This window comes from Serratia sp. BNK-10, assembly GCF_047456065.1.
In the GTDB taxonomy this organism is placed as follows: Bacteria; Pseudomonadota; Gammaproteobacteria; order Enterobacterales; family Enterobacteriaceae; genus Serratia; species Serratia ureilytica.
Window position 1 is genome coordinate 4,458,111 of record NZ_CP179894.1, and the last position, 14,263, is coordinate 4,472,373.

Annotated in this window: 9 protein-coding genes; 3 read left to right on the forward strand and 6 right to left on the reverse strand. The window is 63.1% G+C overall.

Annotated elements, in window-relative coordinates; genetic code table 11:
- Window positions 1-374: 374 nt before the first annotated feature.
- On the forward strand, window positions 375-2,054 hold the full coding sequence (locus tag ACMGG9_RS21450) for a ShlB/FhaC/HecB family hemolysin secretion/activation protein (protein ID WP_033651202.1): 1,680 nt from the start codon (window positions 375-377) through the stop codon (window positions 2,052-2,054).
- A gap of 45 nt (window positions 2,055-2,099) precedes the next feature.
- Window positions 2,100-6,926, forward strand: coding sequence for a hemagglutinin repeat-containing protein (locus ACMGG9_RS21455; protein WP_414161710.1), 4,827 nt, complete (start codon window positions 2,100-2,102; stop codon window positions 6,924-6,926).
- Between the two features lie 47 nt (window positions 6,927-6,973).
- Here the strand turns inward: ACMGG9_RS21455 and ACMGG9_RS21460 are convergent, their stop codons facing one another.
- The 6 genes from ACMGG9_RS21460 to ACMGG9_RS21485 form a co-directional block, all read right to left on the reverse strand.
- Window positions 6,974-8,623, reverse strand: a complete 1,650-nt coding sequence (locus ACMGG9_RS21460; protein WP_033644385.1) for a Na/Pi cotransporter family protein — start codon at window positions 8,621-8,623, stop codon at window positions 6,974-6,976.
- Window positions 8,624-8,830: 207 nt separating this feature from the next.
- The gene (locus ACMGG9_RS21465; RefSeq protein WP_033651200.1) at window positions 8,831-9,823 is read right to left on the reverse strand and encodes an ABC transporter ATP-binding protein; all 993 of its coding nucleotides are present in this window, start codon (window positions 9,821-9,823) and stop codon (window positions 8,831-8,833) included.
- Window positions 9,824-9,827: 4 nt separating this feature from the next.
- The gene (locus tag ACMGG9_RS21470) at window positions 9,828-10,613 is read right to left on the reverse strand and encodes an ABC transporter permease (RefSeq protein WP_033644383.1); all 786 of its coding nucleotides are present in this window, start codon (window positions 10,611-10,613) and stop codon (window positions 9,828-9,830) included.
- A gap of 17 nt (window positions 10,614-10,630) precedes the next feature.
- Window positions 10,631-11,476, reverse strand: a complete 846-nt coding sequence (locus ACMGG9_RS21475) for an ABC transporter permease (protein WP_033651199.1) — start codon at window positions 11,474-11,476, stop codon at window positions 10,631-10,633.
- On the reverse strand, window positions 11,473-12,282 hold the full coding sequence (locus tag ACMGG9_RS21480; protein ID WP_016930299.1) for an alkaline phosphatase family protein: 810 nt from the start codon (window positions 12,280-12,282) through the stop codon (window positions 11,473-11,475). The genes ACMGG9_RS21475 and ACMGG9_RS21480 overlap by 4 nt, the downstream gene beginning before the upstream one ends.
- A gap of 11 nt (window positions 12,283-12,293) precedes the next feature.
- Window positions 12,294-13,355, reverse strand: a complete 1,062-nt coding sequence (locus tag ACMGG9_RS21485) for an ABC transporter substrate-binding protein (protein WP_414161711.1) — start codon at window positions 13,353-13,355, stop codon at window positions 12,294-12,296.
- A 193-nt stretch (window positions 13,356-13,548) separates the two neighbouring features.
- Here ACMGG9_RS21485 and ACMGG9_RS21490 point away from each other — a divergent pair, with 193 nt between their 5' ends.
- Window positions 13,549-14,259: a UTRA domain-containing protein gene (locus tag ACMGG9_RS21490; protein ID WP_042785476.1), complete on the forward strand. Its 711-nt coding sequence runs from the start codon at window positions 13,549-13,551 to the stop codon at window positions 14,257-14,259.
- Window positions 14,260-14,263: the final 4 nt, after the last annotated feature.

Genomic DNA, 14,263 nt, shown 5'->3' on the forward strand with positions numbered 1-14,263 from the left:
GGACGCAAACATTTGCGTCCCCGTTCTTCTCTGCGAAATTTCGTATTTCCCACTGGTCGGATTGTCATAATTCCCCCCATCCTCTATCATCCGTGAAAAATAAAAATTCAGATTCTTCCTATCCATGCCGATAATGTTGGCAAGGGGGAGAGACGCTCCACTTTTTTTAATTAATTAAGTCACCAGGGTTGCCCGCCAAAAAAGAAGCAGCCTAATTATTATTTAGATCTATACCCACCGTCTTATTTGCTGCGGCAAATCGAGATACCTCGCAATGTGCATGTCGCTCATTATTTCGGGCCGGCCGTCGGTCGCCCGTGGTTAACCTCATGGATTGGGCTGGCTGCCCCGGCAGCCTCTCATAATGGATTACAATGATAAAAAAAATCACCGCCTTGATGCTGCTGGTCAGCACGGCCCTTTCCGCTGAAACCCTGCCGGATTCCCACATGATGCGGGATATGTCGATGGGGGAATCACGCCGCGCGCTGCAAGACAGCACGCGTGAAGTCAACCAGCTGATTGAACAGCGCCGCTATCAGCAACTGAAGCAACAGCGCCTGCTGGCGGAACCGGAACCGGCCGCGCCCGCCCTGCCGCAATCCGCGCAGTGCCTGCCGATCGCCGGCGTTTACCTGCAAGGCATTACCCTGCTCTCGCCGGCCGATTTGTCGGCCCTGAGCGCGCTGCCGGAAAACTGCATCAGCAGCAACGATATCAATCGCCTGACCCGCGAATTAACGCGCCTTTATGTGCAAAAAGGCTATATCACCGCGCGCGTGCAAATTGTTCGCCCTAATTCGCAGGGGGAATTGGGGCTGAGCGTGACCGAAGGATTTATCGAGAAAATAGAAGGCGGCGATCGCTGGGTCAACAGCCGATTATTATTTCCTGGGCTGGAAGGCAAGCCGCTGAAATTAACCGAACTCGATCAAGGATTGGATCAGGCCAATCGTTTGCAATCGAATACCACCAAGCTGGATATATTACCCGGCCGCCAGGTTGGCGGTTCGGTCATTCGTTTGCGCAATCAGCACGCCAAGCCCTGGCTGATTACCGCCGGCACGGATAATTACGGTCAGAAAAGCACCGGCCAGTGGCTGGCGCGCGCCACCGCCACGCTGGACAGCCCGTTCGGCCTGTCGGACTTCGTCAGCCTGAACGCCAACAGCACACTGGAAAACCCGGCTCACCGCTACAACCGCGCCTACACCCTGCTCTATTCGCTGCCGTACGGCGCGTTCACCTTCAGCGGGTTCGCCAGCTTCTCGTCCTATGAGAACCACCAGCAGCTGCCGCACAACGTGGTCAAACTGCACGGTCAGACTCAACAGTACGGGCTGCGCAGCGACTACGTGTTTTATCGCGACCACGATCAGATAGACAGCCTGAGCGGCCAGTTGACCTACAAGCGCATCGACAACTACTTCGAAAGCGTGCGTCTTGAGGTCAGCAGCCCAACGCTGACCCTGGCCGAGCTGAGCGCCAGCCACCTGCAAATTCTGCCCCATGGGGTATTCAGCGCCAACCTCAGCGTCGAGCAGGGCCTGCCCTGGCTGGGCGCCGATCGCCACCCGAGTTCGGTGCACCTCGACAGCCAGTTCACCAAGGGCAAGCTGTTCGCCAACCTGAGCCAGCGCCTCAAGCTGGGTGACGCCACCTATCAGCTCAACAACCTGTTCTACGGCCAATACAGCCGCGACCCGCTGCCCGGCGTGGAGTGGCTTAGCCTTACCGATCGCAGCGCCGTGCGCGGCTTCAGCCGCAGCACCCAGTCCGGCGACAACGGCTGGTATCTGCAGAACACGCTGTCGCGCAGCTTCAATTTAGGTGCCGCCACGCTGACGCCGCGCCTTGGCGCCGACGTCGGCCGCATTCTGCCGCGTCAGGACAACTCGGGCTGGCGCAGCAGCGCCGGGGTGAGCAGCGGCGCCACGTTACGCTACCGACAGGCGCTGGTCGATCTGGAGGTCAGCCGCGGCTGGATTTTGTCGAACCACGCCACGCCTGAAGATCCCGTTCAGGTGCTGGCGCGCTTTTCTTACACCTTTTAATCAGCAGTTTTGCAGGACCCCACGGCAATATACGGAGATACATGGATGAAAAATAATAACTTCAGACTTTCGGCGGCAGGCAAACTGGCCGCCGCGCTGGCGATAATTCTCGCCGCTTCCGCCGGCGCCTACGCCGGTGAGATCGTCGCGGCCAACGGCGCCAACGGCCCCGGCGTTTCCACCGCCGCCACCGGCGCCCAGGTGGTCGACATCGTCGCGCCGAACGGCAACGGGCTGTCGCATAACCAATATCAGGACTTCAACGTCAACCAGCCCGGCGCGGTGCTGAACAACTCCCGCGAGGCGGGGCTGTCGCAGCTGGCCGGCCAACTGGGCGCCAACCCCAATCTGGGCGGGCGCGAAGCCAGCGTGATCCTCAATGAAGTGATCGGCCGCAATCCGTCGCTGCTGCACGGCCAGCAAGAGATCTTCGGCATGGCGGCCGACTACGTGCTGGCCAACCCGAACGGCATCAGTTGCCAGGGCTGCGGGTTCATCAACACCAGCCGCTCCTCGCTGGTGGTCGGCAACCCGCTGGTGGAAAACGGCCTGCTGCAGGGCTACAGCACCCTGGGCAACCGCAATACCCTGAGCCTCAACGGCACCCTGAACGCCGGCGGCGTGCTGGATCTGATCGCGCCGAAGATAGACAGCCGCGGCGACGTCATCGTACAAGACTTCACCCACCGCAACGGCAAAGTGACGCCGGCGGCGATCAACGCCATCAGCGGCCTTAACCGCGTGGCGCGCGACGGCAAGGTGCTGGCCAGCGAGCAACCGACGACCGCGCTGGACAGCTACTACCTCGGCAGCATGCAGGCCGGGCGCATCAACATCATCAACACCGCGCAAGGCAGCGGCGTGAAGCTGGCCGGCAAGCTGACCGCCGGCGACGAGCTCAAGGTGAAGGCCTACGACATTCGCAGCGAAAGCCGCGTCGAAGATGCCGGCAGCAACCGCAACGGCGGCGACAACTACCAGAACTACCGCGGCGGCATCTACGTCAACGATCGCAGCGGCAGCCAGAAGCTGATCCGCACCGAGCTGAAAGGCAAGAACATCAGCCTGGTGGCGGATAACCACGCGCACCTCACCGCCACCGATATTCGCGGCGAAGACATTACCCTGCAGGGCGGCAAGCTGACGCTCGACGGACAACAGCTGAAGCAAACCCAAGGTCACACCGACAACCGCTGGTTCTACTCCTGGCAATACGACGTCACCCGCGAGCGCGAGCAGCAGCAGCAGGCGGGCAGCACCGTCGCCGCCAGCGGCAACGCCAAACTCGTCAGCACACGGGAGGACGTGACGCTGCTGGGCGCCAACGTCAGCGCCGATCGGGCGCTGAGCGTCAAAGCGGCGCGCGACGCGCACCTCGCCGGGCTGGTGGAGAAGGATAAGTCCAGCGAACGCGGCTACCAGCGCAACCACACCTCCAGCCTGCGCACCGGCAGTTGGAGCAGCAGCGACGAAAGCGAAAGCCTGAAGGCCAGCGAACTGCGCAGCCAGGGCGAACTGACGTTGAAAGCCGGCCGCAATGTCGCAACCCAGGGCGCCAGGGTCCACGCCCAGCGCGATCTGACGATCGACGCAGACAACCAGATCCAGATCGGGGTGCAGAAAACCGCCAACGCCAAAGCGGTGCGCGATGACAAAACCTCCTGGGGCGGCATCGGCGGCGGCGACAACAAGAACAACAGCAACCGCCGCGAAGTCAGCCACGCTTCCGAACTGACCAGCGGCGGCACCCTGCGCCTGAACGGCCAGCAGGGCGTCACCATCACCGGCAGCAAGGCGCGCGGCCAGAAAGGTGGCGAAGTCACCGCCACCCACGGCGGCCTGCGCATCGACAACGCGCTGAGCACCACCGTGGACAAAATCGACGCGCGCACCGGCACCGTGTTCAACATCACCAGCAGCTCGCACAAGGCAGACAACAGCTACCAGAGCAGTACCGCCAGCGAACTGAAGTCCGACACCAACCTGAAGCTGGTCAGCCGTAAGGATACCGACGTGATCGGCAGCCAGGTCGCCAGCGGCGGCGAACTGAACGTCACCTCACAGACCGGCAACATCAACGTCAAGGCCGCCGAGCAGCAGCAGAACATCGACGAGCAGAAGACCGCGCTTACCGTCAACGGCTACGCCAAAGAAGCCGGCGACAAGCAATACCGCGCCGGTGTACGCATCGAACACACCCGCGACAGCGAGAAAACTACCCGCACCGAGAATCGTGGCGCCACCCTCAGCGGCGGCAGCGTGAAGCTCGAAGCGGATAAGGACGTGACCTTCAGCGGCTCCAAATTGGTCGCCGACAAAGGCGACGCCAGCGTCAGCGGCAATAAGGTTTCGTTCCTGGCGGCCGACGACAAAACCACCTCGAACACCGAGCAGACCAAGGTCGGCGGCGGTTTCTACTACACCGGCGGCATCGACAAGCTCGGCAGCGGCGTAGAGGCCGGTTACGAGAACAGCAAAACGCAGGCGCAGAGCAGCAAGGCAGTCACCTCCGGCAGCGACGTCAAAGGCAACCTGACTGTCAACGCCCGTGACAAATTGACCCAGCAAGGCGCGCAACACAGCGTCGGCGGCGCCTATCAAGAAAACGCCGCGGGCGTCGATCATCTGGCCGCCGCCGACACTACCAGCAGCACCACCACCAAAACCGACGTCGGCGTGAACATCGGCGCCAACGTCGATTACAGCGCCGTCACTCGTCCGGTCGAGCGTGCGGTCGGCAAGGCGGCCAAGCTGGACGCCACCGGCGTCATCAACGACATCGGCGGCATCGGCGCGCCTAACGTCGGCCTGGATATCGGCGCACAGGGCGGCAGCAGCGAAAAACGCAGCAGCAGCTCGCAGGCGGTGGTCAGCTCGGTGAAAGCCGGCAGCATCGACATCAACGCCAAAGGCGAAGTGCGCGATCAGGGCACGCAATATCAAGCCCACAAAGGCGCGGTCACGCTGACGGCGGACAGCCACCGCAGCGAAGCCGCGGCGAACCGTCAGGACGAGCAGAGCCGCGACACCCGCGGCAGCGCCGGCGTGCGCGTCTACACCACCACCGGCAGCGATCTGACCGTGGACGCCAAGGGCGAAGGCGGCACTCAGCGCAGCAACAGCAGCGCGAGCCAGGCGGTGACCGGCTCGATCGACGCGGCCAACGGCATCAACGTCAACGTGAAAAAAGACGCGGTCTATCAGGGCACCGCGCTGAACGGGGGCAGCGGTAAAACCGCCGTCAACGCCGGCGGCGATATCCGTCTTGATCAGGCCAGCGACATGCAGAGCGAAAGCCACAGCGGCTTTAACGTCAAAGCCTCCGCCAAGGGCGGTTTCACTGCCGACAGTAAAAACTTCGGCGCCGGGTTCGGCGGCGGCACCCATAACGGCGAAAGCAGCAGCAGCACCGCGCAGGTCGGCAACGTCAGCGGCCAACAGGGTGTGGAGCTGAAGGCGGGCCGCGATCTGACGCTGCAGGGCACCGACATCAAGAGCCGGGGCGACATCACTCTGAGCGCGGGCAACCAGGTCGCGCTGCGGGCGGCGGAATCGACCCAAACGCGTAAGGAGAGCAAGCTGTCCGGCAATATCGATCTGGGCGCCGGCAGCAGCGACAGCAAGGAAAAAACCGGCGGCAGCCTCTCCGCCGGCGGCGCGTTCGACATCGCCAAGGTGAATGAGTCCGCGACAGAACGCCAGGGCGCCACTATCGCCTCAGACGGCAAGGTCACCCTGTCCGCCAACGGCAAAGGCGATGACGCGCTGCATCTGCAGGGTGCCAAAGTCAGCGGCGGCAGCGCCGCGCTCGAGGCGAAAAACGGCGGCATCCTGCTGGAGTCCGCCAAAAACGAGCAGCACAAGGACAACTGGAGCCTGGGCATCAAAGCCAACGCCAGAGGCGGCCAAACGTTCAACAAGGACGCCGGCGGCAAGATCGATCCGAACACCGGCAAAGACACCCATACGCTGGGGGCCGGTCTGAAGGTCGGCGTGGAACAGCAGGATAAAACCACCCACGCCAACGCCGGCATCACCGCGGGCGACGTGGCGATCAACAGCGGCAAGGACACCCGTCTCGCCGGGGCGCGCGTCGATGCCGACAGCGTCCAGGGCAAGGTGGGCGGCGATCTGCGCATTGAAAGCCGCAAAGACGTTGAGAAAGGCGTGAAGGTGGATGTGGATGCCGGCCTGAGCCACAGCAACGATCCGGGCAGCAGCGTCACCTCCAAGCTGTCGAAGGTGGGCACGCCGCGCTACGCCGGTAAGGTGAAAGAGAAACTGGAGGCCGGGGTAAACAAAGTGGCCGACGCCACCACCGACAAGTACAACAGCGTGGCGCGTCGCCTCGATCCGCAGCAGGACACCACCGGCGCGGTCAGCTTCAGCAAGGCCGACGGCAAAGTCACGCTGCCGGCAACGCCGGCCGGTGAAAAACCGCAAGGCCCGCTGTGGGATCGCGGCGCACGCACCGTCGGCGGCGCGGTGAAAGACAGCATCACCGGCCCGGCCGGTCGCCAGGGGCACCTCAAGGTCAATGCCGACGTGGTGAACAACAACGCGGTTGGCGAGCAGTCGGCGATTACCGGCAAGAACGGCGTGGCGCTGCAGGTCGGCGGCCAAACCCAACTGACCGGCGGCGAGATCCGCAGCCAGCAGGGCAAGGTGGAACTGGGCGGCGGCAAGGTCAGCCAGCAGGACGTCAGCGGCCAGCGCTATCAGGGCGGCGGCCGCGTCGATGCGGCCGCCACGATCGGCGGGCTGCTAGGCGGCGCGGCGAAGCAAAGCGTTGACGGCAACGTACCGTTCGCCAGCGGCCATGCTTCAACTCAGCAAGCGGACGCCAAAGCCGGGGTGTTCAGCGGCAAATAACACGCCCCCCAACGCAACGCCCCCGGTTAAAACCGGGGGCGTTTTTTTTACAGCGTGCTCGGGGTGTCTTCCCAGTCGCGATCGTCGTCCTTGGCATCCTGATCCAACACGTTGTAAGCCACGGCGCAGAACAGCGAGTTCAGGCGCTTCATGTCCCCCAACAATCCCAAATGCAACGAACTGGTCTCGATGCTCTGCACGTTTTGCTGGTGCAAACGATCGACGTGCGCGTGCGCGTAGCGGCGATCCAGAATGCGGAAACGGTGCTTGGAACGGCGCAGGCGCTTGGCGCTGGTGACGTCGCCGGACAGGAACACCGACAGCCCCAGGCGCAGATTGCCGATCAGCCGTTCGTGCAGTCCGTCCAGCTCCGCCAACCCTTCCGCCGAGAAAGCGCGGCGCGCGGCGTGCGACTTGGCGCCCACATCGCCGGCCATGCGCTCGATGATGTCGCCCGCCTGTTCCAGGTTGAGCGCCATTTCGATGATCTCCGCCCAGCGGCGCGAGTCTTCCTCGCCCAGATCTTCCTTCTGGATCTGCGCCAGATACAGCTTGATGGCGGTGTACAGCACGTCGACGTCATCGTCGAGGCGCCGCACCTCTTTATCGACCCCCTGCTTACCGTGCAGCACCTCACGTTGCAGGATCATCATGTGTTCCACCACGTCGCCCATGCGCAGCGTTTCGCGCGCCGCGTTGGCCAACGCCAGCGTCGGCGTGTCCAGCGCGCTGGCGTCCAGATGGCGCGGCCGCATGCGCGGATCGTCGGCCGCTTCGTCGACGATCAGCCGTTCGCACAGCGTCGCCATCGGCCCGGCCAACGGGATCATCACCAGGCAGCGGATCAGGTTGTAGAACACGTGGAAATAGATCACCAGCTCTTCGCTGCCGCCCGGCAGTTGAGCCATCAAATCCGCCAGATAGGAGACGAACGGCAGCACCAGTATGCAGCCCACCAGCTTGAACAGCAGGCTGCCGAGCGCCACGCGCCGCCCCGCGGCGTTCTGGCCGCTGGCGTTGATCATCGCCAGCAGGCCGCTGCCGAGGTTGGCGCCGATCACCAGACAGAGCGCCACCTTCAGCGAAATCACGCCGGATGCGGTCAGGGTGGCGGTCAGCAGCACCGCCGCCAGGCTGGAATAGCTGACGATGGCGAACAGCGCGCCGGTCAGGGCATCCAGCATCACGTCGCCGGTCAGCGACGAGAACAGCACTTTCACCCCGGCCGCCTGGGTGATCGGCGTGGCGGCGGCGACGATCAGCTCCAGCGCCAGCACGATCAGCCCAAGGCCGATCAGGACGCGTCCGATCTGGCCGATCCGCATCTGTTTGCGGCTGAGGAACAGGAAGACGCCGACCAGGATCAGCAGCGGCGACAGCCAGGAAAGATCGAAGGTCAACACGCGCGCCATCAGCGCGGTGCCGACGTCGGCGCCCAGCATGATCACCAGCGCAGGCGCCAGCCCCACCAGCCCCTGCGCGACGAAAGAGGTCACCAGCAGTGCGGTGGCGTTGCTGCTTTGCACCAGCGCGGTCACGCCGATGCCGGAAACGAACGCCAGCGGTTTTTTCTCAACGCTGTCGCTCAACACGCGCCGCAGATTGGCGCCGTAAACCCGCATGATCCCGGTGCGCACGATGTGGGTGCCCCACACCAACAGCGCCACGGACGAAAGCAGGTGAAGAAGGGTCAGCACGGAAGATACGCTCCATTAACGCCCGGCCAAAGGAGGCTGATACCCGATGCTTGTCACGCGACGCAGAGAGGCGAGCCAAAGGATGACGGATACAGCGCGCGGTCCCGCCTGCCGGGCGTGGGTCTGGCAGGACAGCGGGCGGGCGGCAGACCGCAGAAGAGAAGGGTTAATGCGGCGGCGAGAAGGCCCCGGCGCCGCGCTGCGAAGTCATGCAACTTCCCGCAATACAACAGGTTCCAAGTGTAGCCCAATTTCCGCGCCGTCGGGCCGCAGGTCGGCCACCGAACGGTTGAGCACGTCAACCAGCAATTCTACCTCGCAAACCTGAATCCGATACCGTACCACATTCCCGAGCAAACTGTGACCCAGGATCACCCCGCCGATCCCCTGTCCGGCCGGCAACAGGCCGATCGATTCGGGGCGGATCGCCACCTTGCCGACATAGCTGCGCCCGGTCAAGCGGCCGGCCTGTTCGGCGCTCAGCAGGTTGTAGTTGCCGATAAACCCGGCGGCGAAGGCATCCGCCGGCTGGGTATACAGGGTTTCCGCATCGCCGCTCTGCACGATCTGCCCCTTGTTCATCAGCACGATGCGATCCGACAGGGTCAGCGCCTCTTCCTGATCGTGGGTGACGAAGATCGCCGTCAGGTTCAGCTCGCGCTGAATGCGCCGGATCTGCTCGCGCAGGTGTTTGCGAATACGCGCATCCAGCGCCGACAGCGGTTCGTCGAGCAGCAGCAGACGCGGGCGAGTGACCAGCGATCGCGCCAACGCTACGCGCTGACACTGGCCGCCCGACAGCTGATGCGGATAGCGCTTCGCCAAATCGCTCAGCTCCACCAGCGCCAGCGCCTCCTGCACCCGCTGTCCGATCTGTCCGGCCGCCAGCTTCTGCATTTTCAGGCCGAAGGCCACGTTGCCTTCCACCGTCATATTGGGAAACAGCGCATAACTTTGAAACACCATGCCGATGCCGCGCTTTTGCGGCGCCAGCGGCACCAGATCCTGGCCCTGCAGCAAAATTTGCCCGCTGTCGACCGGGGTCAGGCCGGCCAGACAGCGCAGCAGCGTCGATTTGCCGCAGCCGCTAGGCCCCAGCAGGGTGACGAACTCCCCCTCTTCGGCGGTGAAATCGATATCCTGAAACACCTGGGTCTGGCCATAGTGTTTGTTCAGGCGGGTGACGTTGAGATAAGCCATCGGGTTAGCCCTTGTTTTTATTCAGCAGGTTCGCCAGCCAGGTGACGAGCAGCACCACGGCGAAATAGGAGATGACCAGCGCGCTGGTAAAGTGCCCGCTGCCGTTGCGCATATTGAACAGATAGACCTGCAGCGTTTCATACTGGCTGCCCACCAGCAGGTTGGCGAACACGAACTCGCCGATCAGGAACGAAAACGACAGCAGCACGGCGATCGTTCCGCCCTTGCGCAGGTTCGGCAGCACCACCCACAGCGCCGCCTGCCAGGTGCTGGCGCCGAGCAGGTGCGCGGCGTCCATCAGATCGCGCAGGTTAATCGCCTGCATGTTGTTGCTGATGGCGCGGTAGATAAACGGCAGCGCGATGGTGAAATAGCAGCCCACCAAAATCCAGGGGGTGCCGAGCAGCGGCAGCGGATCGGCGGCGAACAGCTGCATCAGCCCCACCGCCGACACCACCGGCGGCACGGCGAACGGCAGCAGGATCAGCACGTTCATCACCGCGTCCAGCTTGGGGAAGTAGTAAGCGATCACAAACATCGCTGGCAGGATCACCACCACCGACAGCAGCAACGTGCCAAAGCAGATCAGCAGCGAGTGCCACAGCGCCAGCAAAAAGCGCGAATCGCTCCACAGCGCCGTCAGCCACTTCAGGGTAAAACCGTCCGGCAAAATGGTGGCGCCCCACTGGGTAGCCAGCGCGTAAACCAGCGTCGCAGCCAGCGGCAGCAGCAGAATCAACAGCAGCAGGCCGGTCACCGTGCGGTGGTACAGGCGTTCAACACGCGACATGAGCATTCTCCATCCGATTATGAGCGCGCATTGAGGTAACTCCTGCGCAGCATCCATTGGTGGATCACCGTGATAAACGCCATCATCGCCACCAGCAGCATCGCCAGCGCGCTGGCCAGGTTCGGATCGAGGGAGATGTCCCCCGCCACCAGCGCCGAGATGCGGATCGGGATCACGTTGAAGTTGCCGGTGGTCAGCGCGTACACCGTGGCGTAGGCGCCCAGCGCGTTGGCCAGCAGGATGACGAAGGTGCCCATCAGCGCCGGCGCCAACACCGGCAGGCCGATATGCCGCCAGTAGCGCCAGGGGCCGGCGCCGAGCAGTGCCGCCGACTCGCGCCAATCGGCGCGCAGCGCATCGAACGCCGGATACAGCAACAGCACGCCCAACGGGATCTGGAAGTAGGTATACAGCACGATCAGGCCGCTCTTGGAATAGAGGTTGAAGCTCTCCATCAAACCGTATTTGCGCAGCAGCAGCGTCAGGCAGCCGTTCAACCCCAACAGAATGACGAAGGCGAACGCCAGCGGCACCCCGGCGAAGTTGCTGGTCATGTTGGTGAACGACATCACGAAGTCATGAAAGCGGGTCTGGCCGAGCTGGCGAAGTGAGTAACTGCCCACTAATGCAATCAGCAAGCCGTAGACGCTCGACCACAGCGAGATCTCCAGCGAGAACTGAAAGGCCTGCAGGTAGAACGGCGACGTGAGGATATCGACATAGTTGCCCCATCCCCAGCCGCTGCTCTCGCTGAAAAAGCTGTGAACCGCGATCCACACCAGCGGGGCGATCTGAAACGCGCCGAACAGCACGATAAACGGCAGCAGGCACAGCGCGGCGATCCATTTGGTTTTGCTGTTCATCGCGCATCCTGCGCCAGCAGCGCCCGGCAGCGCGGCTTGTCGTGCGGCGCCTGCAACAGATCGCAGATCGTGCCGCACAGCTCGGTTTGCTGCGGATCGGCGTCGTCCAGGCTGAAGCCCGCGCCGAACACGAACAGCGGCACCTGGCGCTCTTCCGGCAACACCCCGCCGTGGCTGCGATCGTCGTTCATGCCGTGGTCGGCGGTAACCAGCACCTGATAACCGGCCGCCAGCCACTCGGGCAGGTAGCGCGACAGCGAGCCGTCGGCGCGGCGCGCCGCGTTGCGGTACTGCGGCGAAGAGAGGCCGAAGCGGTGCCCGGCGTCGTCGATGTTCATCGGGTGGATCAGCAGAAAATCCGGCTGATGACGCTGGCGCAGACTTTCGGCGTCGTCGAACAGATGGCTGTCGGGATAGCCGTCGTCATAATAGAAATGGCCGTGCTGAATCGGCAGTTCGGGAGCGTCAGTGTGGCGGTCGCGCGCGGCGTCGAACGGCGTACGGTTATACAATTCGCTGAACCAATGATACGCGGCGGCGGCGGTGGTCAGCCCGGCGGCGCGCGCGTAATGAAACACGCTTTGTTGATGAGAAAGGCGCGAGACGTGGTTGTGCACCACGCCGCTCTCCACCGGCGTGACGCCGGTGAGGATGCATTCATACAGCGGCCGGGAGAGCGAGGGCAACTCGCTCTCCAGCAGGTACAACCGCCCGCGTCCCGCCGCGCATTCGGCCTGCAGATACCCCATGGCGTCGTGCGCCACCCGGTAGTTGAGGCCGTCCAGCAGCACGAGGATCGTTTTCATGGTGCGTTAACTCACTGCTGCATAAACATAATGACGTTTTCCTGCCACAGACGCGGCAGCGCTTTGGCGCTCTGTTCCCAAGCCGCCGGATCGGCGATCGGGTGCGCATTCTTGTACTGCTCGGCCGGCAGCAGCTTGGCCTTGACGTCGTCCGGCAGCGTCAGATGTTCGGCGCGGATCGGGCGGGCATAGCCGCGCGCCAGGTTGATCTGGCCGGCGTCGGAGAAGATGTATTCGCGCGCCAGCTTGGCGGCGTTCGGGTGCTTGGCGTATTTGTTGATGATGGTGGTGTAGCCGGAGATGATCGAGCCGTCCGACGGGATCAGCACTTCAAAACGGGTTTTGTCGATCTGATCGCGGTAGTTCAGGCCGTTGAAGTCCCACACCACGCCAACCTGCACTTCCCCTTTCTCCAGTGATGCGATCACCGGGTTACTCAGGCTCAGGCGGCCGGCCTTGGCCAGCTTGCCGAAGAATTCCAGGCCCGGCTTGAGGTTTTTCTCGTTGCCGCCCATGGCGTAGGTGGCCGCCAGCACGCCGCTGGCCGCCTGCGACGCGGTACCGACGTCGCCGATGGTGACCTGATAGCTGCCCTTGAGCAGATCGGCCCAGCTGTGCGGGATGTCTTTCACCTGCTGCTTGTTGATGATGAAGGCGATGGTGCCGGTGTAAGCCAGCGCCCAGTGGCCGTCTTTGTCTTTCGCCCACTCCGGCACCTGATCCCAGGTAGACGGTTTGTACGGCTGCGTTACACCCTTCTGCACCGCCACCGGGCCGAAGGCCGCGCCGACGTCACCGATGTCCGCCGTGGCGTTGTTCTTTTCCGCATCAAATTTGGCGATCTCCTGCGCGGAGCTCATGTCGGTATCGACATGCTTCAGGCCGTACTTGCTCAACAGATCTTGCCAGGTGCCTTTCCAGTTGGCCCAGCTGTCCGGCATGCCGACGCTGTTGACTTCGCCTTCTTTCTTCGCGGCCTGCTCCAGCGCCGCCAGATCGGTATCCGCGGCCCAGCTCATCTGGCTGGATAACACGATGGCACTGGTTAACACAGAAGCGCACAAACGTTTCATAACTGATGCTCCAGGTGGTAGTGTGGGGATGACTGGACTAGTCCAGTAAGGACCAAACCAATCTAACGGACGAATGTGATAATTATATGTCAGCTTAAAAAAGCGACAGTTTTATCACCCATTGCAACGGCGAAAACGCGACGCTGGTCTACCTTAAGGAAGGCCAAACGCACTGAAACGGGACACCCGCTGTATGAGTGAAGCACCGACGACCGTCGCCACCATCTGCCAAACGCTGAGCGCCCGCATCACCGCCGGCGAGTTCGCCGTGGACGGCAAGCTGCCCTCCGAACGCGCCCTGAGCGAGCAATTCGCCACCACCCGCATTACCTTGCAGGAGGCGCTCGGCCAGTTGGAGGCGCAGGGCGTCATCTACCGCCAGGTGCGGCGCGGCTGGTTCATCTCGCCGCCACGTTTGATCTACAACCCGCTGCAGCGCAGCCATTTTCACGCCATGGCGCAGCAGCAGGGGCGCGCCGCGCATACCGAAGCGATCGACAGCGCGGTCGTCACGCTCGACGCGCCGCTGGCCGGCCGCCTGGCGCTGCCTCCCGGCGCGCAGGCCTATCGCATTCGCCGGCTGCGCTACATCGACGGACGCGCGGTGCTGTACTGCGAGCACTACCTCAATCCGGCCTATTTCCCCGGCATTCTGGACGAAGATCTGACCCAGTCGCTGACCGCGCTGTACGCCGCGCGCTACGGCATTCACTACGGCCGGGTGCGTTTCGACATGCTGCCCACCCTGCTGCCGCAGCAGGCCGCCGCCATGCTGAAAGTGACCTACGGCAGCCCGGCGCTGTTCATTACGCGGGTGAATCGCGATCAGCACGACAGGGTGATCGATTGCGACCTGGAGTATTGGCGGTACGACGCGCTACACATCGATGTGGAAGCGCTGTAAATGA

Bases quoted from the DNA above. Each gene is read 5' to 3' on its own strand.
- ACMGG9_RS21450 (WP_033651202.1), top strand. From the start codon at position 375: ATGATAAAAAAAATCACCGCCTTGATGCTGCTGGTCAGCACGGCCCTT.
- ACMGG9_RS21455 (WP_414161710.1), top strand. From the start codon at position 2,100: ATGAAAAATAATAACTTCAGACTTTCGGCGGCAGGCAAACTGGCCGCC.
- ACMGG9_RS21465 (WP_033651200.1), bottom strand. From the start codon at position 9,823: ATGGCTTATCTCAACGTCACCCGCCTGAACAAACACTATGGCCAGACC.
- ACMGG9_RS21470 (WP_033644383.1), bottom strand. From the start codon at position 10,613: ATGTCGCGTGTTGAACGCCTGTACCACCGCACGGTGACCGGCCTGCTG.
- ACMGG9_RS21475 (WP_033651199.1), bottom strand. From the start codon at position 11,476: ATGAACAGCAAAACCAAATGGATCGCCGCGCTGTGCCTGCTGCCGTTT.
- ACMGG9_RS21480 (WP_016930299.1), bottom strand. From the start codon at position 12,282: ATGAAAACGATCCTCGTGCTGCTGGACGGCCTCAACTACCGGGTGGCG.
- ACMGG9_RS21485 (WP_414161711.1), bottom strand. From the start codon at position 13,355: ATGAAACGTTTGTGCGCTTCTGTGTTAACCAGTGCCATCGTGTTATCC.
- ACMGG9_RS21490 (WP_042785476.1), top strand. From the start codon at position 13,549: ATGAGTGAAGCACCGACGACCGTCGCCACCATCTGCCAAACGCTGAGC.